We start from the raw sequence: 25,899 nt of genomic DNA, 5'->3' as shown, positions 1-25,899 counted from the left end.
ATATGAAATTGAACAAGTATATCGACCATACCCTGTTAAAGCCTGATGCGACCGCTGCGATGATTGACAAGCTGTGCGCGGAAGCAAGAGAACATGATTTTGCCTCGGTTTGCGTAAATCCTTACTGGGTCAAACGCTCTGCCGAACTGCTGGCGGGAACGGATGTAAAGGTGTGCACGGTCATCGGATTCCCTCTCGGGGCAAACTCGACGGCAGCCAAGGCAGCGGAAACCCGCGATGCGATTGCGAACGGTGCGACGGAAGTTGACATGGTCCTGAATATCGGTGCACTCAAATCAGGTGATCCTGAGGCCGTCAAGCAGGATGTAGCCGCCGTGAAGGAGGCTTGTGGCGATGTACTCCTGAAAGTGATCCTGGAAACGGGGCTTTTGACCGAGGAAGAAAAAGTAACGGCTTGCAAACTGTGCGTCGAAGCAGGAGCAGATTACGTAAAGACTTCTACCGGTTTTGGTCCGGGCGGCGCGACTGTCGAAGATATCGCACTTATGCGGAAAACGGTCGGGCCCGAAGTAGGTGTAAAAGCTTCCGGCGGTGTCCGTGATCGTGCTGCAGCACTTGCCATGATCGAAGCAGGAGCCACTCGCATCGGCGCCAGCTCCGGTATCGCGATTGTAAACGGTGGGGAAGCAGCGGGAAGCGGCTACTAAACAACGGAAAGCCTGACCGTTTGATGGTCAGGCTTTTTTATTCTTTTACGAGGCTGCTGCAGTCTGTTTTCTGTTATACTTTTGCAACAGATGTCACCATCTAACGGAATTTCAGCCCGGCAAGGCGTGTTTGCCCTAAGCCGGGCACAGTTGTTTGTCATAGGGAGATCAGATAAGGAGAGAGGAGAGCGAGTTTTCGTGAAGACCATCAAAGGCATCATTTTGCTGCTCGCCTTTTATGGGATCGGAACGATGGCGAGCCAGTGGCTTCACATTCCACTGCCGGGAAACCTTCTGGGAATGCTCCTGCTGACGCTTGCCCTGATCATCGGGGTTGTCAAGCTGGATTGGGTAGAAGAAGCAAGTCATTTGCTGATTCGCCATATGATGCTGTTTTTTGTGCCGATTCTGGTAGGAGTCGCATCCTATTTACAGACAGTAGCGCAAAATCCGCTGCCGCTGATTTTGGCGATGGTGCTGGGGCCCGCTTTTGTCATGATTGTATCCGGGAAGGTGATCCAATGGTATCTGGATCGGAAACGGGAAAAGACGGCTGCTCCGACCCCGGCAGAAGCAGAGAGGAGGTCGCTGGATGCTTAGTCCATTGCTTGCGATAATCGTAACGCTGGCGGCCTATAAGATGGCGATGTATGCCGCTGCGCGTTTTCCTATTATCCAGCCCGTTTTGGTGGCATCGGTTTGCGCCTGGTTTATCTGGTGGGTCATCAATGGCGACTGGGATGCTTATCGGCTGGGGGGAGACTGGATTTCCTTCTGGGTAGGCCCGGCCACAGTGGCGCTTGCTGTTCCCCTGGCCAAACAGATACGCGAATTTGCCCACATCTGGCGGGGCGTGCTGCTTGGCGTCGGGGCTGGCTGCGCAGTCGCGATACTCACTGTCTTTGGAGTGGGCTTGCTGTTTGGAACGGATGATGTGCTGACAAAAAGCATGCTGACCAAATCGGTCACGACACCGATCGCGGTTGAGCTGAGCAAAAACATCGGCGGAGTCCCCGCATTGGCCGCATTCTTTACAGCGCTGACCGGGATTGTCGGCATCGCTTTTGCCCGTCCGCTGCTTGCGCTAGTCGGGGTAAAAGATGACTGGGCGATCGGTATTGCCGTCGGAACGAGTGCGCATGCGATCGGAACGGCGAGTCTGAACCGCGTTTCCCAAGTCCAGACCGCTGCCTCCAGTGTAGCGATGATTATGGCCGGAGTTGTCACCGCCATTTATTTAATTCCTTTCTCACTCTGAATTTTCGGAGATACGTGTTTACGTCCTTTTTTTGTCAGGGACCATCCACCTGACGAACGCAGCAATTTGACGAGTAAAGGGCAGGGCAACCAGCGAGCAGATGACATTGAAGATCGTCTGCGAGTGAGCGATCTGCATCGAAGGACTATCCGTTAAAAATGCGCTGACCAGGGCAAGCTGAGAAAGAAACGGCAAAAACAGGAGAGCACCGGCAACGTTGAACAAGGTATGGCACCACGCCACCTGTCTGGACGCCGCATTTGTTCCAAAGCTCGCGATCACTGCGGTAAAGCACGTGCCGATGTTGGCACCCAGCACAATTGCCAAGGCCGTTTCCATCGAAAGAATGTGATGGGACATCAGCCCCATCGTGATCGCAGTGGTAGCCGAGCTGCTGTGGATCAACGCCGTGAAAATCGTACCCGTGAGTAAACCGAGCCAGATGGAATGGCTGCTTTCCAGGAACAAGGCGCGAAACGTATCGGATTGTTGGAGCGGTCCGGCCATGACCTGCATCGTGTCAATGCCGAGAAATATCAAGCCAAAGCCAGCTACGACCAGCCCGATACAGCGCGGCAGCCGGCGCGGCAGAAGCCACATGGCCACACCTACCAGCAGCATCGGTACGGCAAAAGACTCGAGGCGAAGGGCAATCAATTCGGTCGTTACGGTCGTCCCTACGTTCGTTCCGAGAATGATTCCCACAGTCTGGGCAAAGCCGATCATGCCTGCGTGCGTAAGTCCGATGGTCAAGACGGTTACCGCGCTGGAGCTCTGCAGGACAAAGGTGGAAAGCAGCCCCACCCAAAAGCTGTGCACAGGAGTACGGGTAAAACGGGCTAGCCAATCAGCCATGCGTTTGCCGGCCAGATTCTGAAAGCCGGTTCGCATGGCGTACATACCCAATAGAAAAAAGCTCAGTCCAAACGTAAAGGGAGCGAGGACAGCACCGATCACAAGCGATCCTCCTTACCTGTCGGGTTATATATTACGCTATGCCTGTACCGAGACGAGCATGACAAGGAGGATCACCAAGTGGCACAAGTGAAGCTTCATCAACACAGGAAAAAACGGCTGGAAACGGGGCATCCGTGGATTTTTCAGTCAGAGGTTATGGAAATTGCAGGAGAGGTCGAACCGGGGGATATAGTAGAAGTGACGAACCACAAAGGTCACTTTTTGGCAAAAGGATATATCAACCCCTCCTCGCAAATGATCGTGCGCATTCTCAGCTACGACCCGCAGGAAACGATCGACTATTCTTTTTTCCTGCGCCGGATCAGACAAGCTGCCGAGTTTCGTACCCGATTTGTGGATAATCCGCGGGCCTGCCGGGTGATTTATGGAGAAGCAGACTTTTTGCCAGGATTGATCGTCGATCGCTACGAAGACATTTTGGTCGTCCAAATTCTTTCGCTCGGGATGGAAATGCGCCGGGAATGGATTCGGGATGCATTGGTTGAGGTATTTGCGCCGACGGGCATCTATTTGCGAAATGACGTGCCTGTCCGTGAGCTGGAGGGCCTGACCCAAAGCAAAGAAGTGATGTATGGCAAATGTCCGCGGGAAGTGACGATCGAAGAGAATGGATTAAAGTATGTAGTCGATATCGTAGAGGGACAAAAAACCGGATTTTTCTACGACCAACGGGAAAATCGTGCGGCAATCGCTCCTCTGATGAAAGGCTGGGGAGAGGCTCACGGAATTACGATGCAGGAAGTGGACGTAGATGGGGAAAAGATGCTTATCCCTGTAGACCGCAGGGGGAAAATCGTCAAAAATCCGTTTTGGGATGGAGCGGAAGTGCTGGAGTGCTTTACCCATACCGGTTCCTTTACGTTGAACGCCTGCAAGCACGGTGCGAAAAAAGTGACGGCCCTCGATATTTCCGAACTTGCGATTGAGACAGCCAGACGGAATGTCGCATTGAACGGTTTCCTGCATCGTGTCGATTTTGTCACAGCCAATGCCTTCGACTATTTGCGGGAGAGCGTAGAGGCCAAGCGTTCATGGGACGTCGTAATTTTGGACCCGCCAGCGTTTGCGAAGTCACGGGGAGCGGTTAAGGGTGCCTGCCGCGGGTACAAAGACATCAATCTGCATGGGATGAAGCTGGTGAGGCCGGGAGGGTTTCTGGTGACCGCATCGTGCTCCTATCACATGTCTCCCGAGCTCTTTTTGGAAACGATTCAAGAAGCGGCGGTGGATGCGAAGAAAATTTTGCGGCTGATCGAATGGCGGGGAGCGGGAAAAGACCATCCGCAAATCAGCGGCGCAGAAGAAGCCCATTACTTGAAATTCGCCATTTTTGAAGTGCGCGATCGAAAATAGCCATGCGGTAGGCAACAAAAAAGAGCGGGAGCGTATGTCCCGTTCTTTTTAGCGTTAAAAGCAGAACCTCAAGACGAGGAAGCTTGCTTTTCAAAGATAAGTTCAAAGTACATGGCGGCACCCTCGCCGCCTGTTGCCGGAGCGAAAATCTGTACTAATCTCCAGCCCTGTCTGGCGTGCTCGGCTACAATCGCCTGATAATCCTGCTTGGGACGGCGGCGGAAAGGGGACAACTCGACGCGGACGAACTTGTATTCAAACATGGCACGACCTCCCTGCGGCTATTTCTCTATCAATCTATACGTATCTCTAGCTGGCAAAGTTGCAAGAAGAGTGCCTACTCCAGTGCCTGTTTTTCCGCCAGCGCGCTCCTGAGAAGCTCGAGGGCGCGTTTCAGACCGAGCTCCCTGCCGAGCAGAACTTGTCCTTCTGCCGGGGTTGAAGCGCGAATCTCCGTGATATTTTCCAGTTCGTGTACGAGCAGATGCTCCAGTATATACAACTGGACCAACCCGATTTCCCGTTCGCTTCGCCGATCTCTCTCCTTGTATTTTTCAAGCGCCAGACTTTCCTCGACGAACTTGTCGATATCGTCCTGCAGAAAATGGGCGGCCGTGCAAATAATCTCCTGGAATTCCTCTGTTTTGGAGGGGATCACTCGCATCACATGCCCGACATGAGCCAGTAAAAATCGATTCAGAACGATGCTGTTGCGGGTGTACTCGTTGTGCAAAAGGGAGTACTCGCCTAAAAACATGCCCGTCTCCCGATTGTAGCTGTGGAGCAGCGTAAACATGCGGCAGTAGTTGCAAAAAAGCAGATAATCCCTCATGGACATACCTCCCGTAAAGGATTCTCCATGTCTGTTTGGTTACAGAATATGAGGAGCAATGTCAGGCGGTGCTTTCGTGACGTCCCTTGTATTTGAGAGGGGGATTGTGTATGCTGGATGATGGATTAGCCTTGTGAGTAGAAGAAAATAGGGCGTTTGCATACCATGGGAGAGAATGAGATACGGGTAGGCTCTCTGCCCGCGCAGAGGCGAAAGGAGCAAAGGTTCATGGGGAACAAAATACGACTTGGAATCATCTACGGAGGAAAGTCCTCGGAACATGAAGTTTCGCTGCGAACCGCCATGTCTATTATGAAGGCGGTTGATGCTGATAAATATGAGATCATGCCGGTCTACGTACAATTGGACGGCAGCTGGGTAAAAGGAGCGACGCTGTCCGGACAATTGCCGGAAGCGGTTGATTCGCTGCGCTTGTCGGACGGAGGCAGTCAGCAGCCAGAAGATTCAGCGGAAGGGCAGCTTGTAGCCGCCGTTCGTCCAGCATCCGTCTTTTCGATCGGGCAGGAAATTGACGTGATTTTTCCCGTCGTACATGGACCAAACGGGGAAGACGGGACGATTCAGGGGTTGCTTGAGCTGGCAAATATCCCTTATGTAGGTGCCGGAGTGATGGCATCTGCGGTAGGGATGGACAAATGGATGATGAAAAACGTGTTTGCCCAGGCCGGTTTGCCTCAAGTAAACTATGTTGGCGTGCTGCGTTCCGAGTGGGAACAAAAGCAGGAAGAGACTATCAGGCAGATCGAAGAGAAGCTGGGCTACCCTTGTTTTGTGAAGCCGGCCAATATGGGTTCCAGTGTGGGAGTCAGCAAAGCGAAGGACCGCGATCAACTGATCGAAGCGATGAACCTGGCAGCCAGGTTTGACCGCCGTCTGGTCGTGGAGGAGGCTGTAAAGGCACGCGAACTGGAGATCGGCGTGCTCGGCAATGAGGAGCTGCTTACCTCTGCGGTAGGTGAAGTCATTGCAGCCAAAGAATTTTACGATTACGAAGCAAAATACAAGGGTGCGGGTACAGAACTTCAGATACCGGCGGAGGTGCCCGCTCATGTGGCCGAGCGGATGGCAGAAATGGCGAAAACGGCATTCCGCGCCTTGGACGGTTCGGGCCTATCCCGGGTTGACTTCTTCTGGGACGAAGCCAATGATCGCCTGTACATCAACGAAGTGAACACAATGCCCGGATTTACGCCATTCAGCATGTATCCGTTGCTGTTCCAGGAGTCCGGTATCAGCTACAGCGAACTGATCGACAGACTGGTCACGCTCGGTCTGGAGCGGCATGCGGACAAACAACGAAATATCGTGGATGCCGAAGAATTGGAATAGCAGGCAGTCACATCAATAGACAAGCATGAAAAAGAGCGCGACAGGCGCTCTTTTTATGTTCTGCCGACCAGAGAAGGCCGTTGCCAGATCTTTTTGCAGTGGAAGTGAAACAAACAGGGAAGTAGGGCGTCTATAAAAGAGCTGGAAAAACGATACACATAACGAGAAAGGAAGTCACTCTGCCATGAAGCGATTATTGCTTACTTATTTGACAATGGCATTACTGCTCGGCGGTTCGATTCCCGCGGCCTCGGCCGTTCAGCCATCCCCCAAACCCCAGGAGCCGCCAACAGAAATTTACAAAATAAGCGGTGACGGCAGAGCAATCAAGGCTGTAGGTCAGATGCCGGCGATGCACAGAGCCGCTATTTCCCCATCGGGCCGCTACGTTTACGGGGAGAAAATCGGCTTTTCGAAACAGGATGCAACCGTCCCGTATCTCTACGACTTGCAGACAAAAAAGCTGGTGAAGCTCCCCGGCTTCGCCAAGTGGTCTCCCCGCAAAGATCTGTTGTATATGCTGGAAAACGAACAGTTGGTGCTGTTCGAGCCTGCAACAGGGAAAAAGAAGGTTCTGGTGCACGCATCCGCTGCGTATCCGATCACAGACTTCCTGGTTGCACCTGATGAAGAATATCTCGCTTTTATCCGAAAGGACCTGAAAGGCACAGATGAGCAGGTGCGGTATCACTTGTATCTGCAGCATGTTCCCACTCTGAAAATGAAAATAAATGACCGGTTTGCGATGACTCCCAGCTACAGCCGGGATGTTCAAAGCCTGTACTGGATGCCGACATCGCGCAAGCTGTTTTATAAAACGAACGCCGCCTACAAGGAGCTCGACCTTCCGACCGGGCTCAAATACGAGCACAAGCTAAGTGCTTTTCCGTCGTATTCCAGTGACATGAAGTACAAGTATGTCAGAACACAGAACGAGGAGTATTTCCTTGATCTTCAAACAGGCAAAAAAGTAATGCAGCAAAAACAGTCCCATCTGCCGATCATGGAGCAATTCATCGACAAGATTGTCTGGTCGCCGAAAGGGCATGCTTTCGCAGCGGAATGGTTTTTCCGCCCCTCCAATGCCCAGGACAGCTACATGATGATCCGCTATCAAAAGGAGCCGAGCAGCTTTCTCTATCCTTTCGGAGGAATCGGAGAGAATAAATGGAGTCCCTACTTGTCTGCCATTGACAATATCCGGGTAATCGGATGGTCGCAAGACGGAAAATCTGTCTATGTTGCTGACCTGGCCTCTATGTATTACTCCGCGTTTTCGCCTGACAAACTCAATGAATACCGACATGTTGTCGAACAGTAGAGTTGTATAGTTGATACAGAAAAAGCCCCATTCCGGGGCTTTCAGCCTGTAGACAAAGTTCCGTAAGGAACAGGGTCTGCAGGCTTTTTTGTTGAATATAGAACATGTTACGTTTTCAAAAGTTATTTTTTAGAGGTGGCATTATGCTTAATAAGCAAGAGGCCGAAGGGCGTTATCAGATATCTGCATTCTCGCTAGATGAGTTGGTGCCAGAAGATCATCTCGTAAGAAAAATTGAAAATGCAATCGACTTTTCGTTCATCTATGACTTGGTGGAAAGCCTCTACTGTCATGACAATGGCAGACCCAGTGTTGACCCTGTAGTCTTAGTTAAAATTGCTTTCATCCAATATATTTTTGGAATTCGTTCCATGCGACAAACGATTAAAGAGATCGAAACCAATGTTGCCTATCGGTGGTTTATTGGCTATGATTTCAGTCAGCCCATTCCCCATTTCACGACCCTAGGCAAGAACTATGTTCGCCGTTTTCGGGATACTCAACTCTTCGAGTCGATCTTCCTTCGAATATTGGAGGAGGCGGTTCATCATGGATTCGTGAAGCCTGATGTGCTTTTCATTGATGCTACGCATGTAAAAGCCAGTGCGAATAAGCATAAATACGTGAAAGAAATCGTTGAAGAACAAGCGAAGAAATATCAAGAGCTGCTGGACGAAGAAATCAATCAGGATCGTATTGCACATGGAAAGAAGCCCCTTGAAAAAAAGACAGAAACTTCGAAGAAGGAGGTGAAAGTCAGCACAACTGACCCGGATTGCGGATTGTTTGTAAAAGGGGAAAAGGAACGTGTATTTGCTTATAGTTTTCATACAGCATGTGATCGAAATGGATTTGTGCTTGGTGCCAAGGTAACGCCAGGCAATGTGCATGACAGTCAGGTTTTTGAGGATGTTTTGAATCAAGTGCGAAAGACGTTTGCACAGCCTCAAGCTGTGGCAGTGGACTCGGGATACAAGACGCCTTACATCAGTAAAACACTCCTTGATGACCAGATTCGCCCCGTTATGCCCTACACAAGACCACGCACCAAAGAAGGTTTTTTTAAAAAGCACGAATATGTGTATGATGAATATTTCGACTGCTACATCTGCCCGAACGAGCAAATCTTAACATATGAGACAACAAACAAGGATGGGTACCGTATCTATCGATCAAATTCTCAAGTTTGCCGAAGTTGTCCGTTCTTGAAACAATGCACGGAAAGTAAAGACTACACAAAGAGAGTGAGTCGCCACATCTGGGCTGATTACCTCGAAGAGGTAGACCACCTCCGGCATACCGAGGAAAACAAACAAATCTATAGCAAACGGAAAGAAACGATTGAACGTGTATTCGCTGATATGAAGGAAAAGCATGGCATGCGTTGGACGACCTTACGAGGACTGGAGAAGGTCACGATGCAGGCGATGCTTGTTTTCGCTGCCATGAACTTGAAAAAAATGGCGACCTGGCTATGGAAATCAGGTCGCCAAAAGGTGAACGATCAAAACACCTTCGGTATTTTCATCAAATTATTAAACAAACTCCCTCTGCTGTTCGTTCAGCGAGGGAGTTTGTCTGCAACCTGAAAGCCCCATTCCGGGGCTTTTTTTATCCTTGTCGCTTCTCGATTTCCTCCAGGAGCGTCCACAGCTCCATTCCGCGCGAGGCCTTGAACAAAAAGGCATGCGAGCTGTCGCAGAGGGAAGCCAGCAAATCCGCAGCTTCTTCCTTCGCAGCGAAGAAGCGCTTCTCGCCTTCGTATGCCTCGTACAGGGGACGGGCCAGCTCTCCGATGGCTACCAGCAGCGAGAACCGGTCGCGCAGCTTGCTGGCAAAACGGCCAACCTGTGCATGCATCTCTCCGCTGTCCGGACCAAGCTCGTACATTTCCCCCAATACCAATACTTTCGTGCGATCTGGCAGGATGTCAGCAAAGGTGGAGACAGCCGCTTCCATCGATGTGGGGCTGGCATTGTAGGCATCGCTGATATAAACCGCGCCGGTGACGGAATTTTTCCGTTCAAAGCGCATGGCGGACAGCTTTACAGCGGCCAAAGCCCGGATAATCTCCTCGTCGGTCATTCCAAAATGGCGTGCGATCGCTACAGCAGGCAGCGCGTTCAACACATTGTGGCTTCCGAAAAGCGGGAGGAATGCGGAAAAACGGTCTCCTCCCCGAAAACAGACGTCAAATGCCATGCCGTTCTCTTCCGCCGTTATGCGTTCCGCCCAAATATCCGCCGGACCCTCGACCGAGTAGGTGAGAACCTTGCCAGGGTACAAATGAGCGATTTTGCGCAAGTATTCATTGTCGCCGTTTAACAGAACAAAGCCGTCGGGATCCGTATGGGGCAGCAGCTCTGCCTTGGCCAGCGCGATTTTTTCCCGGGAACCGAAAAATTCCAGATGGGATTCACCGATGTACGTGATGACACTGATGCGAGGCTTTACTAAAGAGGCGAGCAGATCAATCTCTCCGGCATGATTCATGCCGAGCTCCAGAACGGCGGCCTGATGGCTGTCCGCAAGCTGCAGCAGGGAATACGGCACACCCAGGTGGTTGTTCAGATTTTTATACGTTTTATGGATCGAGAGCTTGCTTTCCAGAACGTGCGAGACGATATCCTTTGTCGTCGTTTTGCCTATGCTGCCTGTAACGGCAACCATCGGAATCGGAAAGAGCCTGCGATAATTTTTGGCCAGCTTCTGAAAGGCGCGAAGCGTATCGTTGACCAGGATCAGTCCAAAGCCTTCCGGCAGATTCTCCGGGATTTTTTGCTGATTGGAGATGATGGCAGCCTGTGCTCCCCTTTCAACCGCTTGCAGGAGGTAATCGTGTCCGTCTCGTACACCTTGAATCGCTACAAACAGTGCGCCAGCATCCAACTGCCGCGTGTCAAAATGAACAGAGGTCAGAGCGAGGGCGGGATCACCTGACAAAACCAGACCTTCTGCCATGACGGCGATCTGTTCCAGTTTCATTGGCTTCATGTAAACAATCTCCTTTTTGCGTGCATAATGTCCCCATTTCCGCGGGGATCGAAACGTCTCGACATTTTTCCCGTGCTCAACGGCGACCGCACGCTTTGATGATACGTTTGTCTCTGATGAGAAATTCATGGCAGCGCAGCGTTCGCTGTTGACCACGGACGGTATAGAAAAAAGATGCGGACTATACCGGGGAAAACTACGAAGCCATGCTACCATTCCTGTCCTGACACCGCAAGGCTTTTTTGTCCGCATAACCGACCTTTTGGCGGGCGGACATTGCATTTCCCGGAGGAACTCGGCTATCATAATACTAGTTTGGAGGAAGGCCTCGGCATCTTACCAATACATACAGCTTCTGAAATGAGAATATGTGCGGGCAGGAGGAGATTTCCCCGATGGAAAAAAGCATTTTTTCGCGTATCATGGATAAAGAAATTCCAGCCAGGTTTGAATATGAAGATGACAGGGTGATCGTGATTCACGACATCGCACCCAAAGCGAAGGTCCACCTCCTGATCATTCCGAGAAAGCCGATTCCTACGTTGATGGATGCAAAGGAAGAGGATTTGCCGCTGATTGCTCATATTCACAAGGTTGCACAGCATCTTGCGGAAAAATTGAAGCTGGACGGATTCCGTCTCGTAAACAACTGCGGAAAATCAGCCGGACAGGAAGTTTTCCATATTCACTATCACTTTATGGCAGGTTTCCAAGAATAAGTTGGAAAGAAAGGTTGACCTGCCTTGGTTTTCTGTCCTATAATGAAGTGTGACAGTCTGTTGGTAACAGGTGTCCCACGGTTTTAGCGGAGGGAGGGAAGACAGATGGCAGAAATTCGAGTCAAGAAAAACGAGTCTTTGGATAGCGCACTTCGCCGCTTCAAGCGTGAGAGCGCCAAATCTGGGGTGATGGCGGAACTGCGTAAACGTCGCCACTTTGAAAAGCCAAGCATTAAGCGCAAGAAAAAATCCGAAGCAGCTCGTAAGCGCAAGTATTAATTGACGGAGGGCCCATCATGAGTGTAATGGAGCGACTCAATCAAGATATGAAGCAAGCGATGAAGGACAAAGCTGCGCTAAAACTCTCTGTTATTCGCATGGTGAAAGCTGCGTTCCAGAACGAAGAGATTAACAAAGGTAGACAGTTGTCTGAAGACGAAGAGCTGACCATCTTGACCCGTGAGTTAAAACAGCGCCGTGAATCCCTCCATGAGTTTGAAAAAGGCGGCCGTTTGGATCTGGCCGAAAAAACACGAGAAGAAATTGAAGTGCTTTCAGCTTATTTGCCTGTACAACTGAGTGAAAACGAAGTTCGTGAGATTGTCCGGGAAGCGATTGCTTCCACCGGTGCCTCTTCCAAAAAGGAGATGGGCAAGGTAATGGGCGTCATCATGCCAAAAGTAAAGGGAAAAGCTGACGGTACACTCGTGCAAAAGATAGTATCTGAGGAACTACCAACGTAAAAAAGGAACAACCTCATATAGATACGACAGAAAAACTCAGTCTTCAAACGACTGGGTTTTTCTTTTTTTGCAGCGAAAAGCTTCCAGAAGCGGGATATTTTGCGTGAAAATGCCGATCCTGACAATGAACAAAGGAAAAATGAAACGATTAGGGATGTATTCCGTATACCCTTAGTAGCTGACATCTGAGGCAATCGAAGAAAGGAGGTATATGGGATGCGTTCAATGAGGCGTACGGTGAACCCTCTGCGGCTATTACTGTCAGTCATTTGCATTGCTGTAGCGATTTTGGGTTTTACCACCGGACATTTGGCCGATGCCAAAACTTATCACAAGGCTTACTGGATCCCTGTGGAGCATGAGATCGAGCAAGGCTTGGGAAGTTTCCTAAAAAGAGCGTTCGCCGAAGCGGAAAGCCAGCAGGCCGACCTGATTGTCCTGCACATCAACACGCCGGGCGGCGAGATCGGAGCTGCCGATTCGATCGGGCAGCTGATCAGGCAATCCCCGGTTCACGTAGTCGCCTATATCGACAATCAGGCTTTCTCTGCGGGAACCTATATAGCCCTGAATGCAAACGAGATTGTGATGACGCCCGGCAGCAGCATCGGGGCAGCCACTCCAATCGATCTGGCAGGAAATGCGGCGGACGTGAAGCTCATTTCCGGCTGGTCTGAAAAAATGGCCCAAGCAGCAGCGCTGAACGGGCGAAACGAAGAGGTAGCCCGTGCAATGGTAGAGATCGACAAAGAGTATCCCGGGCTGAAAGGCAAGGGGACCGTCCTCTCGCTCGGGGCAGAACGGGCCAAAGAGCTCGGATATGCCGATCAGGTGGTGTCGGGCAAAGCAGAATTGCTTTCGTACCTGGGTGTTCAGGCGGACAGCCTGCAGACCATCGAGCCTACAGTGGGAGAGCGTGTCGCCCGTGTCGTTACAAGTCCGGTCGTCATGAGTCTGCTGCTGATTGTCGGCCTGGTCGGAATCGTCGTTGAATTGTTTGCGCCAGGCTTTGGTGTGGCGGGGACGATATCGCTGTGTGCCTTTGGCCTGTACTTCTTCGGGCATTACGTGGCAGGTTTTGCCACCTGGCTGCACATCGCCCTGTTCGTCCTCGGTATTTTGCTGATGATCATGGAAATCTTTTTGCCGGGCGGAATTGTGGGAGCCATTGGTTTTATCAGTATCGTCACCGGTTTGATCATGGCGGCTTACGACACGCAGCAAGGGCTTGCGTCTTTGGGTATTGCCGTTCTGGTCACGGTTATCGTCATGCTCATTCTCATCAAGAAGTATGGGATAAAAGGCCTTTTCAGCAAGTTTATCCTAGGTGAGGTTCAGCGAAACGAAGCGGGATACGTCGCCCCGAAAGACCAGCGCGATTTGTTGAACAAAAACGGTGTGGCACTGACGCCGCTTCGTCCGGCCGGTGTCGTGAAGATTGATGGCAAGCGGATTGACGCAGTCAGCGCAGGCGGATTTATCGCCGCTGGTTCGCAAATAGTCGTGAGCCAAGTTGAGGGAACTCGGGTAGTCGTTCAGGAAATCGATCAAAAGGAGTAGATTGTACATGTTGGAAAGCGGATTAATTCCTCTTATTTTTATGGTGGCAGTGGCAATTGTTGTCCTGTCCATCTTCTTCTCGTTCGTCCCGGTCATGCTCTGGATATCTGCATTGGCGTCCGGCGTTCGGATCGGGATCATTACACTGGTGGCTATGCGCCTGCGCCGGGTTATCCCGTCGCGGATCGTCAATCCGTTGATCAAGGCAAGAAAAGCAGGGCTTGAGCTGGACACCAATCAACTGGAGAGTCACTATCTCGCCGGCGGTAACGTAGACCGCGTTGTTGATGCCCTGGTTGCCGCGCAGCGTGCGGATATTCCGCTTGGCTTCGAGCGTGCGGCCGCGATTGACCTGGCTGGCCGCGACGTGCTTCAAGCGGTCCAAATGAGCGTCAATCCGAAGGTAATCGAAACGCCAATCGTAGCTGCGATGGCCAAGAACGGTATTGAAGTGAAAGCGAAAGCAAAGGTAACCGTGCGTGCCAATATCGACCGACTCGTCGGGGGTGCAGGCGAAGAGACGATCATTGCTCGTGTAGGAGAAGGAATTGTGACGACAATCGGTTCTTCCGAGGCGCATAAAGACGTGCTGGAGAATCCGGACAGAATTTCCCAAACGGTATTGAACAAAGGGTTGGACGCTGGTACCGCTTTTGAAATCCTGTCCATCGACATTGCAGATGTAGATGTAGGGAAAAACATCGGGGCACAGCTTCAGACCGATCAGGCAGAGGCGGACAAACGCATTGCCCAGGCAAAAGCCGAAGAGCGCCGCGCGATGGCTGTCGCAACCGAACAGGAAATGAAAGCCCGCGTAGAAGAGATGAAAGCAAAAGTAGTGGAAGCGGAAGCGCAAGTGCCACTCGCTTTGTCCGAGGCTTTGAAAAGCGGCAAAATGGGCGTAATGGATTACTACAACCTGCAAAATATTTCAGCGGATACCCAGATGCGTCAATCATTCGGTCATGCGGGTGAAAAACAGAAACCGATTACCCCGCCGGATGACAAGAAGTAGAGGCCGGGATCATGGACGATCTCCTGGAGCTCTTATTTGATCTGCTGGGTTGGGCAATTCCGCTGATCGGCAAGTTCTGGTTTGTCATACTGGGCTACTTGGGCTATAAGCTGTTAGGTCTGAAAGGAAATAAAAAGCCGAATCAAAAACCCGCTCCCCGCCCGGTGCTTACACCAGCGGATGGCGGCGGATGGCCGTGGGAGCAAGAGCAGGAAGAAAGGCGGACCGTCACATCGCTTGAGCCTCGACCTGAAGCGGCACCTGCTATGGAAAGCAGCGTACAGACTGAGGGGTGGCAAGAGTCGGAGCATTTGGTGACGCTGGAAACCGCTGCTGAGGCAGAACGTCCGCTGGAGAGAAAAGAGTCTGCAAGCGCTCCTGCAGTTTCGCGTGAGGAAGAGCAGCACGATACGTTCGATCCTCGGGAAGGGATGAAGTGGGCGATGATTTATGGCCCACCTCGAGCGCGCACTCCCCATCTTCCAGCGAGAAGAAGCTTGTAAACCTGTTTTGGCCGCAGGGGCTGTCCTGTAAAGCAGAAGAGACTGCATGCAGGGCAGCTCTTCTTTTTTCCATAGAAGGCTTCCCTTTGGTAGATTTCGCTGTCGAAAGATATCGAATAACACTACTTGTGTCGATTGCATCCATCTCCTATTCTTAAAGAAGGAAAAGAATTACAATATTTAGAAAAGATAAGGGGTAGAAAAGGATGAATCCACAGGCATTGGAAGGGATGAGCCGATTTCGACAGAAAGTGATTCGGCTGGTGATTTATGAAAAAAAATCCATCTACGAGACAGCAATCGCCTGCGGTTGTACGGCTGAAAAAGTAAAGCGTGTACTGAAAAAGTGGAAAGCGGCCTCGCGATCCTCGAAGGGTTCCAAACAACCCGTTCATCAAGGATGATAGAACTAGCCTGCTCCTCCTCGCATGGAGTGACGGGCTTTTTTTATTTTGGCTGCCTTTGGGTCCTCTCGCCTATCGTTTCGTTTGTGACATGAAGTTTTCTGCATGTTCCTCCGGCTATGCCGCATACGGTTATAAGAGAAGAATTGCGGGCACGATGCTGTCTTGTCTTTGACGATTTTCTTTCTCCATACTCCATAGATGCGTCAGCGAAAGGGGGGGCTTACTCATGAGGCGATGGAGCCGCCGGTTGCGTAATCTGGCAGTAGGAGTGCTGGATTTGCCGCAGGATGTGGTTCTCGAAGTCCCGCGCATCACCATGATTGGTCATTTGCAGATGTATATTGAAAACCACCGCGGAGTTCTCCACTTCAGTGAGAAGGAGCTCCGTTTACTGTTAACCAACGGTCAACTGATTGTGACGGGAGAGCAACTGGTCATCCGCGCCATTTTACCCGAAGAAGTGCTATTGGAAGGCAGGATCGGCGGGGTGAAATTTCTCGAGAAAACGTAAGTCGGACTCGCAGGAAGGATGGGGGGCCACCGATGAGCCAGTGGTCTGCCATTCCCGGCGGGGATGAGGGTGAATACGCGAGGAAAGTGGGGACTAGCATGCGCAATGGACTGCAGGAATGGATGAACGGACATATCACGATTACGGTCCGTGGCAAACGTTTTGAAAGGTTCCTCAACATGGCAGTGCGACAGGGAATACAGGTATGGAACATTCGCAGGGTCGGTACAGAGGTCAGCAGTTGTGATATCCTGCTTCAGGATTACTTTCGCTTGCGGCCGCTTTTAAAGGAGACGGGCTGCCGGGTGCATGTGCAAAAGCGGGAGGGATTTCCGTTTTGGCTGTTTCGTTTGCGGAAAAAAGCGGGTTTTATCACGGGTGTCGCTTTGTTTTTCTTCGGATTGTACATGCTCTCCTCATTCGTTTGGCAAATAGAGGTAGTGGGGACCAAAAAGCTCCATCCGGAAATGGTGGCCAAGGCAGCAGAACAAGTAGGGATTAAAGAAGGGGTATGGAAGGCCAAACTAAAAGAACCGCAGGAAATACGGCGGGAGATGATGAAGCTGATTCCGCAAGCCTCCTGGATATGGGTGAACATCCAGGGAACGAAGGCGATCATCCAGGTGGTCGAGAAGGAGGAACAGGAGTTGCCTGATCCGATCGGGCCACGCCATCTGGTGGCAAAGAAGCGGGCGGTCATTTCCACCATTTTGCCAGAGGCAGGCAAGAAAGCGGTGACGGTCAATCAGGTTGTCAATAAAGGACAAATCCTCATTTCAGGGATCATCGGGAATGATCAACGGCAAAAGGCAGTGGCAGCCAAAGGGACTGTAAAAGGAGAAGTCTGGTATATCAGCAACGTCTCCGTTCCGCTAACCCGTTCCCAATACCGCTACACGGGGGAAAAGCAAGAACACCAGTACTTGCTGGTCGGGCCATACGCGCTGCAGATTTGGCCGTGGCAAATCGAGCCATTTGCAAAAGCGGAGTCCTCCGAAGAAAGGTATTCGCCTTCGATAGCCGGGTTCTCGATTCCCATCGGCTGGAAGACCGTTACGCATGCGGAGGTAGAGCCGGTCGCGCAGGAGCTCAGCCAAGAGGAGGCAATCGCTTTGGCCCAACAGATCGCACGCGAGGATATCTTGCAAAAAGCGGGAGCGGATGCGGCCATTCGAGACGAAAAAGTTTTGCACGTCAAGAGAGAGAATGGTAAAGTTTACTTGAGCATTCATTTTTCTGTCATCGAAGATATTGCTGAGGAACAGCCGATTGTGGCCTCGCCGCCCTCGCCTGATCCAGCTCCCTAACATATGATTACTGCTGCAAGGAGATGGAAGCCTGTTGCACGTACAAGAAGAGGTAAAAATCCCGTTTGCTGATGCATCTGAAGCACTACTGTTGTTTGGACCCCACGATGCGTATCTAAAAATCATTGAAGAAAAAACAACTGCAAAAATCATTTCCCGAAGTGGTGAGGTCCTCATCGCTGGTGACAAGGCAGAGGTGGATAAGCTGTCTCGCTTGTTTTCCGTTTTGCTTCAGCTGATCCGCAGAGGCATCCCCCTTTCTGAGCGTGACGTATCGTACGCGCTGCAATTTCTCGAAAATGGAGAGGTTGAACAGCTGCTCCATGTCTACGAGGAGGAAGTGGCTCGGACGCAGAAAGGAAAACTGATTCGCGCCAAGACACTGGGACAGCGCCATTATTTATCCGAAATGAAACGGCATGATATCGTGTTTGGCATCGGACCGGCGGGTACCGGAAAAACGTATCTGGCGGTTGTGATGGCAGTCAGCGCTCTTAAAAATGGACGAGTCAAACGGATCGTCCTGACACGGCCTGCGGTAGAAGCAGGGGAAAGTCTCGGTTTTTTGCCTGGCGACCTGCAGGAAAAGGTAGATCCTTATCTGCGTCCGCTGTACGATGCACTGTACGACATGCTGGGTGTAGAGCAGGTGGCAAAAATGATGGAGCGGGGACTGATCGAGGTGGCGCCTCTTGCGTATATGCGCGGCCGCACGCTGGAGGACAGCTTTGTCATTCTCGATGAGGCCCAGAACACCACTCCGGAGCAGATGAAAATGTTTTTGACCCGTCTTGGATTCGGCTCCAAGATGGTGATTACGGGTGACGTGACACAGATCGACCTGCCGAAGGGCAAAAAGTCCGGATTGCGAGAGGCTGAGCGGATTCTCGGCCCTATCCCGGACGTCGCCTTTATCCGCTTCCAGGAGACGGATGTCGTACGTCACAGCCTGGTTCAAAAAATTATCGAGGCGTACGCCAAAGACGAAGTAGAACACAGCACCAGGTAAAGGAGACAAGCATTCGTGTTATCTGTAGAAGTCCTTCACGAAGAAATCGAACCGATTGGCGAGCAGCTCGAAGCCCTTATCGTCCGCTGTCTGCAGGAAGCAGCAGAGCGGGAAGAAGTCAGCGGAGAAGTGGTCGTCACATTGGTTAACAATGAACGCATACACGAGCTGAACCGCGAGTACAGGAATGTCGATCGTCCAACAGATGTTCTGTCTTTCGCCATGAACGAGGCGGGAGAAGGCGAAATGGACATTTTTATCGACGAAGAAGAGCTTGACCAATTTCCCAACATGCTTGGCGACATCATCATTTCGTTGCCAAAGGCTGAGGAGCAAGCCCGGGATTACGGTCATTCACTGGAGCGGGAGCTGGGCTTTTTGGCCGTCCATGGCTTTCTCCATCTCCTCGGGTATGACCATCAAACCGAGCAGGAAGAAAAAGAAATGTTTTCCCGTCAAGAGGAAGTACTGCAGAAAATTGGCTTGACGAGGTAGGCGATATACCTTGCGTGCATGGAGCAGCTTTATTCGCAGCTTTTCGTACGCCTTTGCAGGAATTGCCCATACCGTGAAGACTCAGCGAAACATGCGCATTCACGTCGCAGCAGCCATCGTGGCGCTGGTGATGGCGTGGTGGTTGGAGATTTCCCGCAACGATGTTTTGCTGGTCTTTTTTTCTATCGCGCTCGTCTTTTCATTAGAGCTGATGAACACGGCAATCGAGGCAACAGTGGATCTCGCTTCACCCGAGAGACACGAAAAGGCAAAAGCAGCCAAGGATGCGGCTGCCGGATCTGTACTGGTTGCGGCCGTATTGTCTGTCATCGTCGGATTGTACGTCTTTGGTCCTCCTATCCTACAAAAATTGTCCGCATGGCTACCAGCGTGAAAGGAGCATGACTGCAGTGTGGCAACGAGTATTCGCTGGCTTCATGGTATTGCTTCCGTTGTTTGTAACCGTCTACTTGTTGCAGTTGGTTTTTTTCATGGTGGATCGCGCTGTCGGGGGATGGCTGACAGAACTGATGCTGACAACCGGACTGGCCTCCAGGCAGGGGGAGCTCGTCTGGTTTCTTGGCGTCCCTTTTCATGGCCACATCCCGGTCATCGGGGTTTTGCTGCTGCTATTGATCCTGCTATTGATCGGGGGGATTGCCCGTACACCGGTCGGAAGGCATGTCTTTTCCATGGTGGAGCGGCTGTTCGGGTTCATTCCGGTCGCACGAGGCGTGTATTCTACGGTTCAGCAGGTGTCCCAAGCGCTGGTGCATGAACGCTCCAGCTTCAAGCAGGTGGTGCTGGTGGAATATCCGCGTAAGGGAGTGTACACGGTCGGATTTTTAACAGGAGAGTCGCAGGGCGGGGCCTTGGAGTTTACGGGCAAGGAATACGTAAACGTGTTTTTGCCCAAATCGCCCAATCCGACCAATGGCTGGCTTGCCCTGGTTCCGCGAAGTGAGGTAACATTTCTGGACATGTCGATCGAAGATGGGTTAAAATTTGTCATCTCGGGCGGTGTTGTTCCGCCAAAAGAGCGGCTTAGCGAGCCCACCGCATTGATTCAACCAGAGGAGTCGTAAAACGGTGCAAGAAGTATGTGTTTGAAGTCGAAAATAAGAAAAACGCCTCAGCGTTTTTCACAGAACAGAGAGTGATGAATATGGATAAACAAGCGCTTTTGGCGCAGGCAAAAGAAGCTAGACAACGGGCCTATGTACCTTATTCCAAGTTTCCTGTGGGCGCAGCGCTCCTGGCGGAAAGCGGCAAGGTATATCTCGGCTGCAACATTGAAAACGCGGCGTTTCCCCTCTGCAACTGTGCGGAGAGAACAGCTTTGTTCAAGGCTTTTTCCGAGGGAGACAAACAATACAAGGCGATTGCCGTCGTAGCCGATACGCCGGATCCCGTCTCGCCGTGCGGTGCCTGCCGCCAGGTCATGGCCGAATTATGCCCGCCTGACATGCCTGTCATTCTGTCCAATCTGAATGGAGATGTCTTGGAGACAACCGTATCAGCCCTGCTGCCAGGGGCGTTCACCAAGGAGGATTTACGTGGATAACCGCAAGACCAAATCATCGTTCAAATCGGGGTTTGTCTCGATCGTGGGCAGACCAAACGTCGGCAAGTCAACCTTGCTCAATCACATTGTTGGCCAAAAAATTGCCATCATGTCAAACAAGCCGCAAACGACGCGCAATAAAATTACGGCCGTATATACGACAGAAGAAGGCCAAGTCATCTTCCTGGATACCCCGGGCATTCACAAGCCGAAATCAAAGCTGGGCGACTACATGGTCTCGGTGGCGGAAAACACCTTGAATGAAGTCGACCTGGTGCTCTTTGTGATTGACGCGACAGAAAAACGCGGGGCGGGCGACGAGTACATTATCGATCGCCTCAAACAGGTGAAGACACCGGTTTTTTTAGTCATCAACAAAATTGACAAGGTCCATCCGGAAGCCCTGCTGCCGATTATTGACGAGTACCGGCAGTTGTACGAGTTCAAAGCGATCATTCCGATCTCCGCAATGGAGGGGAATAATACGGGATCTCTCGTACAGGCCATCTTTGATGAAATGGAAGAGGGACCGATGTTTTACCCGGCCGACCAGGTGACGGACCATCCTGAGCGATTCGTCATGGCTGAATTGATTCGCGAAAAAGTGCTCCATCTGACGCGCGAAGAGATTCCCCATTCGATTGCCGTCACGATCGAAGAAGTGAAGCGGGGAGAAAACGGCAAAACGCTGTATATCTATGCAGCAATCTATGTAGAGCGCGATTCGCAGAAGGGCATTTTGATCGGCGAAAAAGGCAAGATGCTCAAGGAAATCGGCAAACGCGCACGGGTGGATATCGAGCGGCTGCTGGGTGACAAGGTGTTTTTGGAATTGTGGATCAAGGTCAAAAAGGATTGGCGCAACCAGGAAAGAATGCTGCGAAACTTTGGCTTCTACAACGAGGAATAAGACGTTTTTGCTTGCGGCAAGCGGCTTGGCGATCGAAGGTAATTTTTCCAAGGCATAGAATAACGGGCACAGGTGAATCTAAGTAAGGAAGTGGATTTAGCCGAAAACAGAAAGGATGTTGCTCCATGCTCAACGAGTTTTCTTGGAGTTATTTCGCTTCAACCGGTGATATCCATGCTTATCTCCTCTACAGAGAGCACCTTCAAACGTCAGGAGCCAGTGAGGAGGCCCCGTTTGATCTCGCCCAGGATGAATTGGGTGACACACACGCATGCTTGTAAAATGGGAAGGTATCGTCATCCGAAGCGTGGACTATGGCGAGTCCAGCAAAGTGGTGACCCTGTTTACCCGGGAGCGCGGCAAGGTAGCGATCATGGCTCGAGGCGCCAAGAAGGCCAAGAGCCGGTTGAGCGCCGTCTCCCAGCTCTTTACCCACGGATACTATCTCTGTAAAACGGGACCCGGAAGCGGTATGGCCGATCTCTCGCAGGGAGAGATCGTTGACTCGTTTCGGGATCTGCGGCAGGATTTGATGTCTACGGCTTATGCCGCTTACATAGCAGAACTGTTGGACCGGCTGACAGAAGACGGAGAAGGAAATCCTTTTTTGTTTCAGTTGTTGCACCAGCTCTTTCGCCACCTCGACGAAGGACGGGACCCGGAGATTCTTTGCCGCATATTCGAAACCAAAATGCTTCAGGTAGCCGGAATCACTCCACGCTTGACAGCTTGCGCCAACTGCGGCGAGCAGCGTGAGCCTTATGTCATCAGCGTCTCGCAGGGAGGCTTGCTGTGCCCTGCTTGTGCAGCCGGCGATGCCTATGCGATTGCTGTGACTCCGTCGGTCTGGAAGCTGCTCAGGCTGTTCCAGGTTTTTGATCTGGAGCGTCTGGGGGACATCGAGGTAAAGCCGACGACCAGAAGCCAGCTCAAGCATGTGCTCAGAAGCTTCATGGATGAGCACCTTGATTTGCGGCTCAAGAGCAGAGCCTTCCTGGATCAGATGGAACGAATGCCGCTCGCCGGGAGCGATTGACATTCCGAACACTTTTCGCTATCATAAAAACCAATTCAAATACGTTGCGGTGAAAGAAAGGAGTAGTCGGCCGCTGGTTTTTTCGGATGGACCTGCAAAAGGGATGTGCGGGTGGTCTGACAAAGCGAACCGGGGAGGGTGAAAGCCCGGTAACCAAGCTGACGAAGGGCATTCTGGAGCAACGCTTTTTTCGGAAAGAGGACGATGCGTCGGCGTGTCGTCAAGTAGGGTGGAACCGCGGGAAATCCTCTCGTCCCTACACTGTTGGGCAACAGTGTAGGCGGCGGGAGGTTTTTTATTTTGTCCCTACAGGCTGGCCCGAAAAAAACAGGGAGGTACAAGTCCATGAGCATGACGTTTCAAGACATCATTTTGACACTGCAGAATTATTGGGCAAAGCAAAACTGCCTGGTCGTTCAACCGTATGATGTGGAAAAAGGGGCGGGCACACTGAATCCGATGACATTCCTGCGCTCGATCGGCCCGGAGCCGTGGAATGTGGCGTACGTAGAGCCATCCCGTCGCCCGGCTGACGGCCGCTACGGGGAAAACCCGAACCGCTTGTACCAGCATCATCAATTTCAAGTGATTATGAAGCCGTCTCCGGACAACATTCAGGAGCTGTATCTGGAGAGCCTTCGCCAGTTGGGAATCAACCCGCTCGAGCACGACATCCGCTTTGTCGAGGACAACTGGGAGCACCCGGGTCTCGGTGCGTGGGGACTGGGCTGGGAAGTGTGGCTGGACGGTATGGAGATTACCCAGTTCACGTACTTCCAGCAAGTAGGCGGACTGGAGTGCAAGCCAGTCGCAGTCGAGCTTACGTACGGCCTGGAACGCCTTGCCTCCTACATCCAGGAGAAGGAGAACGTCTTTGACCTGGAATGGGTGAACGGCGTTACCTACGGTGACGTGTTCCTGCAGCCGGAGTATGAGCATTCCAAATACACGTTCGAGCTGTCTGACGTGGACATGCTGTTCAACCTGTACAATACGTACGAAGCCGAAGCCAAACGGTTGATGAAAGAACATCTTGTATTCCCTGCGTATGACTACGTGCTGAAATGCTCCCACACCTTTAACCTGCTCGATGCCAGAGGCGCCATCAGCGTGACGGAGAGAACCGGTTACATTGCCAGGGTGCGCAATTTGTCCCGTGAAGTAGCCCAGACCTACCTGGCTGAGCGCGAGCGCCTCGGTTTCCCTATGCTGAAACACGCGGCTGACAGCAAGGAAGGAGTGAGCACAAATGAGTAAACGAGATTTTCTTTTGGAGATTGGTACGGAAGAGATGCCTGCCCGCTTTATTGCCGGAGCAGCGGCGCAATTGCGCGAAAAAGTCGAGAATTGGCTGGAGGGCCAGCGCATCCCATACGACAAGATCGATTCTTATGAAACGCCTCGCCGCCTCGCTTTGTTGATCCACGGCCTTGCAGAAAAGCAGCCGGATAAAGACGAGGAAGCAAAAGGGCCGGCAAAAAAGATCGCTGTAGATGAAGCGGGCAACTGGACCAAAGCGGCACAGGGCTTCGCACGCAGCAACGGTGTCGATACAGAGCAGCTGTACTTCAAGGAAGTAAACGGTGCAGAGTACGTCCATGCACGGAGATTGGAAGCAGGAAAAGAAACGGTCAGCCTGCTGCCAGCGCTTGCGGATGTCATTACGTCCATGAACTTTCCAAAGAACATGCGCTGGGGTGCCCATGACCTGAAGTTCGTTCGGCCGATCCGCTGGCTCGTTGCCCTTTTTGGTGCAGAGCTGGTTGAGATGGAAATTGCCGGCGTAAAGACAGGCAATGTGACCCGTGGCCATCGTTTCCTGGGCAGCCAGGCAGTGAGCCTGCAAGCGCCTGCCGAATATGCGAGCCGATTGGCGGAGGAGCATGTCATTGTCAGTGCAGAAGAGCGCCGCTCTCTGATCGTCGAACAAATCCGCCGTTTGGAAAAAGAAAACGGCTGGCGGATTCCGATGGACGAAGGACTGCTTGACGAGGTTGTGCATCTCGTCGAATATCCGACAGCTCTGTTCGGTACCTTTGAACGGGATTTTCTCTCTATACCGCGCGAGGTATTGGTTACATCCATGCGGGAGCATCAGCGCTATTTCCCGGTGGAGGATGCCAGCGGCCAGCTGCTGAATCACTTTGTTACGGTTCGCAACGGCGACAGCCATGCGCTGGAGAATGTGGCCAAAGGAAATGAAAAAGTTCTCCGGGCCCGTCTGTCCGATGCGCGCTTCTTTTACGAGGAAGACCAGAAGCTCTCGATTGACAGTTGTCTGAAGCGTTTGGAGACGATTGTTTTCCATGAAGAGCTGGGGACCATCGGCGACAAAGTGCGCCGCGTCCGCAAGACAGCAGCCCTGATCGCTGAAAAGCTGGGCATCACCGCAGAGGAAGCTCGCCAGGTGGACCGTATCGCCGAGATTGCCAAGTTTGACCTCGTCACCAATATGGTCGGCGAATTCCCTGAACTGCAAGGCGTGATGGGTGAGGATTACGCCCGCAAGGCTGGCGAAAGCGAAACGGTAGCGCACGGTGTGTTTGAGCACTATCTCCCGCGTTTCTCCGGAGACCAGCTGCCCGTGTCCGCACCCGGAGCGATTGCGAGTATTGCCGACAAGCTGGATACGATCGTCGGCTGCTTCTCGATCGGCATTGTCCCGACCGGTTCCCAAGACCCGTACGGATTGCGCCGGATGGCTGCCGGTATCGTGGCCATTCTGCTTGATCGGAACTGGACCCTCTCACTCGATGAGCTGTGGGATGCTGCGCTTTCTTCGTACAACGAACAAGGCGTGTCCAAACGCACGAGTGACGAAGTGAAACAGGACCTCAAGGACTTCTTCGCACTGCGCCTGAAAAATGTACTGCAGGAAGAAGGCGTCCGTTACGACGTGATCGATGCTGTTCTGTCCGCAGATTTGAATGTGCTGCCTGTACTTTTGCAAAAAGCAAAAGCACTGATGAACGCCGTGCAGTCCGAAGCGTTCAAGTTTACCGTGGAGCAGTTTAACCGCGTAAACAATCTGGCCCAAAAGGCAGAAGCGGACGCGGTTTCCGAGAGCCTATTTGCAGAAGACGTAGAACGGGCTCTGCATCAAACGTACGTGTCCGTAGCTCAGGAAGTAAGCGGGCTGGATGATCAAAAGCGCGTACTGGAGACACTGTCTACTCTCCGTGAACCGATCCAGGCATTTTTTGACAAGGTGATGGTCATGGCGGAAGATCAGGCGGTTCGCCAAAACCGTTTGGGCCTGTTGCTGCGCCTGTCCCGCCTGATTTACGGGTACGCTGATTTCTCCAAGCTTGTGTTTGCCTGATTATAACCATACAGATTCGCCTCCGCCAGCACTCGCGGGGGCGA

The 25,899-nt window shown here is 51.9% G+C and carries 30 protein-coding genes; 26 read left to right on the top strand and 4 right to left on the bottom strand.

The annotated features are described in order from the left end of the window. Positions 1-2 precede the first annotated feature (2 nt). From deoC to V5G20_RS18340, 3 genes are all read left to right on the top strand, one after another. Positions 3-668, top strand: a complete 666-nt coding sequence (gene deoC, locus V5G20_RS18350) for a deoxyribose-phosphate aldolase (protein WP_338461702.1) — start codon at positions 3-5, stop codon at positions 666-668. A 198-nt stretch (positions 669-866) separates the two neighbouring features. Further along, positions 867-1,268, top strand: a complete 402-nt coding sequence (locus V5G20_RS18345) for a CidA/LrgA family protein (protein WP_311067606.1) — start codon at positions 867-869, stop codon at positions 1,266-1,268. Continuing rightward, positions 1,261-1,926 (top strand): LrgB family protein, encoded by a 666-nt coding sequence (locus V5G20_RS18340; protein ID WP_024984571.1) that lies wholly within the window; start codon positions 1,261-1,263, stop codon positions 1,924-1,926. The genes V5G20_RS18345 and V5G20_RS18340 overlap by 8 nt, the downstream gene beginning before the upstream one ends. A gap of 18 nt (positions 1,927-1,944) precedes the next feature. Here the strand turns inward: V5G20_RS18340 and V5G20_RS18335 are convergent, their stop codons facing one another. Beyond that, the gene (locus tag V5G20_RS18335) at positions 1,945-2,883 is read right to left on the bottom strand and encodes a Na/Pi symporter (protein ID WP_338461698.1); all 939 of its coding nucleotides are present in this window, start codon (positions 2,881-2,883) and stop codon (positions 1,945-1,947) included. Between the two features lie 78 nt (positions 2,884-2,961). Between V5G20_RS18335 and V5G20_RS18330 the strand changes: the two genes are divergently transcribed. Continuing rightward, on the top strand, positions 2,962-4,257 hold the full coding sequence (locus V5G20_RS18330) for a class I SAM-dependent rRNA methyltransferase (protein WP_003390657.1): 1,296 nt from the start codon (positions 2,962-2,964) through the stop codon (positions 4,255-4,257). A gap of 68 nt (positions 4,258-4,325) precedes the next feature. Here V5G20_RS18330 and V5G20_RS18325 read toward each other — a convergent pair whose 3' ends face one another. Together V5G20_RS18325 and V5G20_RS18320 are read right to left on the bottom strand one after the other, a co-directional pair. After that, a complete protein-coding gene (locus tag V5G20_RS18325) occupies positions 4,326-4,520 on the bottom strand; it encodes a DUF4177 domain-containing protein (protein ID WP_003390655.1) in 195 nt (64 codons plus the stop codon). Between the two features lie 74 nt (positions 4,521-4,594). After that, a complete protein-coding gene (locus V5G20_RS18320; protein WP_003390653.1) occupies positions 4,595-5,089 on the bottom strand; it encodes a hypothetical protein in 495 nt (164 codons plus the stop codon). A 228-nt stretch (positions 5,090-5,317) separates the two neighbouring features. On the opposite strand from V5G20_RS18320, the gene V5G20_RS18315 reads away from it, so the two are divergent. From V5G20_RS18315 to V5G20_RS18305, 3 genes are all read left to right on the top strand, one after another. Then, positions 5,318-6,439, top strand: a complete 1,122-nt coding sequence (locus tag V5G20_RS18315; protein ID WP_024984570.1) for a D-alanine--D-alanine ligase — start codon at positions 5,318-5,320, stop codon at positions 6,437-6,439. 184 nt (positions 6,440-6,623) lie between these two features. Beyond that, positions 6,624-7,760, top strand: a complete 1,137-nt coding sequence (locus V5G20_RS18310; RefSeq protein ID WP_003390647.1) for a hypothetical protein — start codon at positions 6,624-6,626, stop codon at positions 7,758-7,760. 143 nt (positions 7,761-7,903) lie between these two features. After that, positions 7,904-9,349, top strand: a complete 1,446-nt coding sequence (locus tag V5G20_RS18305) for an IS1182 family transposase (protein ID WP_024985259.1) — start codon at positions 7,904-7,906, stop codon at positions 9,347-9,349. Positions 9,350-9,371: 22 nt separating this feature from the next. Here the strand turns inward: V5G20_RS18305 and V5G20_RS18300 are convergent, their stop codons facing one another. Next, a complete protein-coding gene (locus V5G20_RS18300) occupies positions 9,372-10,754 on the bottom strand; it encodes a UDP-N-acetylmuramoyl-tripeptide--D-alanyl-D-alanine ligase (protein ID WP_003390645.1) in 1,383 nt (460 codons plus the stop codon). Between the two features lie 395 nt (positions 10,755-11,149). On the opposite strand from V5G20_RS18300, the gene V5G20_RS18295 reads away from it, so the two are divergent. The 19 genes from V5G20_RS18295 to glyS all read left to right on the top strand — a co-directional run bounded on the left by V5G20_RS18295 (position 11,150) and on the right by glyS (position 25,855). Continuing rightward, positions 11,150-11,473, top strand: a complete 324-nt coding sequence (locus V5G20_RS18295; RefSeq protein WP_003390643.1) for a histidine triad nucleotide-binding protein — start codon at positions 11,150-11,152, stop codon at positions 11,471-11,473. 105 nt (positions 11,474-11,578) lie between these two features. Continuing rightward, positions 11,579-11,752, top strand: coding sequence for a 30S ribosomal protein S21 (rpsU, locus tag V5G20_RS18290; protein WP_003390641.1), 174 nt, complete (start codon positions 11,579-11,581; stop codon positions 11,750-11,752). A 17-nt stretch (positions 11,753-11,769) separates the two neighbouring features. Further along, positions 11,770-12,216 carry a GatB/YqeY domain-containing protein gene (locus tag V5G20_RS18285; protein WP_003390639.1) on the top strand — a complete coding sequence of 149 codons (447 nt, stop codon included), beginning with the start codon at positions 11,770-11,772 and terminating at the stop codon, positions 12,214-12,216. Between the two features lie 216 nt (positions 12,217-12,432). Beyond that, complete coding sequence (locus V5G20_RS18280) at positions 12,433-13,776, top strand: NfeD family protein (protein WP_122958714.1); 1,344 nt, start codon at positions 12,433-12,435, stop codon at positions 13,774-13,776. 7 nt (positions 13,777-13,783) lie between these two features. After that, the gene (gene floA / locus V5G20_RS18275) at positions 13,784-14,791 is read left to right on the top strand and encodes a flotillin-like protein FloA (RefSeq protein WP_003390637.1); all 1,008 of its coding nucleotides are present in this window, start codon (positions 13,784-13,786) and stop codon (positions 14,789-14,791) included. An 11-nt stretch (positions 14,792-14,802) separates the two neighbouring features. Beyond that, positions 14,803-15,294, top strand: coding sequence for a hypothetical protein (locus V5G20_RS18270; RefSeq protein WP_003390635.1), 492 nt, complete (start codon positions 14,803-14,805; stop codon positions 15,292-15,294). Positions 15,295-15,500: 206 nt separating this feature from the next. Beyond that, positions 15,501-15,698, top strand: coding sequence for a sigma-70 family RNA polymerase sigma factor (locus V5G20_RS18265; RefSeq protein WP_003390632.1), 198 nt, complete (start codon positions 15,501-15,503; stop codon positions 15,696-15,698). Between the two features lie 229 nt (positions 15,699-15,927). After that, positions 15,928-16,212, top strand: coding sequence for a sporulation protein YqfC (gene yqfC, locus V5G20_RS18260; protein ID WP_003390630.1), 285 nt, complete (start codon positions 15,928-15,930; stop codon positions 16,210-16,212). A 98-nt stretch (positions 16,213-16,310) separates the two neighbouring features. Beyond that, positions 16,311-17,519: a sporulation protein YqfD gene (gene yqfD / locus V5G20_RS18255; protein ID WP_003390628.1), complete on the top strand. Its 1,209-nt coding sequence runs from the start codon at positions 16,311-16,313 to the stop codon at positions 17,517-17,519. A 34-nt stretch (positions 17,520-17,553) separates the two neighbouring features. Next, positions 17,554-18,528, top strand: a complete 975-nt coding sequence (locus V5G20_RS18250; protein WP_039071503.1) for a PhoH family protein — start codon at positions 17,554-17,556, stop codon at positions 18,526-18,528. 15 nt (positions 18,529-18,543) lie between these two features. Further along, entirely contained in the window at positions 18,544-19,023 is a 480-nt protein-coding gene (gene ybeY, locus V5G20_RS18245; protein ID WP_003390624.1) for an rRNA maturation RNase YbeY, read from the top strand. Positions 19,024-19,033: 10 nt separating this feature from the next. Continuing rightward, positions 19,034-19,417: a diacylglycerol kinase family protein gene (locus V5G20_RS18240; protein WP_003390622.1), complete on the top strand. Its 384-nt coding sequence runs from the start codon at positions 19,034-19,036 to the stop codon at positions 19,415-19,417. 16 nt (positions 19,418-19,433) lie between these two features. After that, entirely contained in the window at positions 19,434-20,108 is a 675-nt protein-coding gene (locus V5G20_RS18235; protein ID WP_024984566.1) for a DUF502 domain-containing protein, read from the top strand. 80 nt (positions 20,109-20,188) lie between these two features. Beyond that, positions 20,189-20,587 carry a cytidine deaminase gene (locus V5G20_RS18230; protein WP_003390617.1) on the top strand — a complete coding sequence of 133 codons (399 nt, stop codon included), beginning with the start codon at positions 20,189-20,191 and terminating at the stop codon, positions 20,585-20,587. Beyond that, positions 20,580-21,497: a GTPase Era gene (era, locus tag V5G20_RS18225; RefSeq protein WP_003390614.1), complete on the top strand. Its 918-nt coding sequence runs from the start codon at positions 20,580-20,582 to the stop codon at positions 21,495-21,497. Before V5G20_RS18230 ends, era begins: the two co-directional genes overlap by 8 nt. Positions 21,498-21,622: 125 nt before the next feature. Continuing rightward, positions 21,623-21,778 (top strand): YqzL family protein, encoded by a 156-nt coding sequence (locus tag V5G20_RS18220; RefSeq protein ID WP_003390612.1) that lies wholly within the window; start codon positions 21,623-21,625, stop codon positions 21,776-21,778. Then, entirely contained in the window at positions 21,769-22,533 is a 765-nt protein-coding gene (gene recO, locus V5G20_RS18215; RefSeq protein ID WP_003390610.1) for a DNA repair protein RecO, read from the top strand. Before V5G20_RS18220 ends, recO begins: the two co-directional genes overlap by 10 nt. Before the next feature lie 345 nt (positions 22,534-22,878). Continuing rightward, entirely contained in the window at positions 22,879-23,790 is a 912-nt protein-coding gene (glyQ, locus tag V5G20_RS18210) for a glycine--tRNA ligase subunit alpha (RefSeq protein ID WP_081607812.1), read from the top strand. Then, entirely contained in the window at positions 23,783-25,855 is a 2,073-nt protein-coding gene (gene glyS / locus V5G20_RS18205) for a glycine--tRNA ligase subunit beta (protein WP_171506856.1), read from the top strand. Before glyQ ends, glyS begins: the two co-directional genes overlap by 8 nt. The last annotated feature ends 44 nt before the right edge of the window (positions 25,856-25,899 follow it).

The organism is Brevibacillus borstelensis (genome assembly GCF_036700025.1).
Taxonomy (GTDB): Bacteria; Bacillota; Bacilli; order Brevibacillales; family Brevibacillaceae; genus Brevibacillus; species Brevibacillus borstelensis.
The sequence above is the reverse complement of the archived record's forward strand: the minus strand, read 5'-3'. Positions and strand labels throughout refer to the sequence as shown.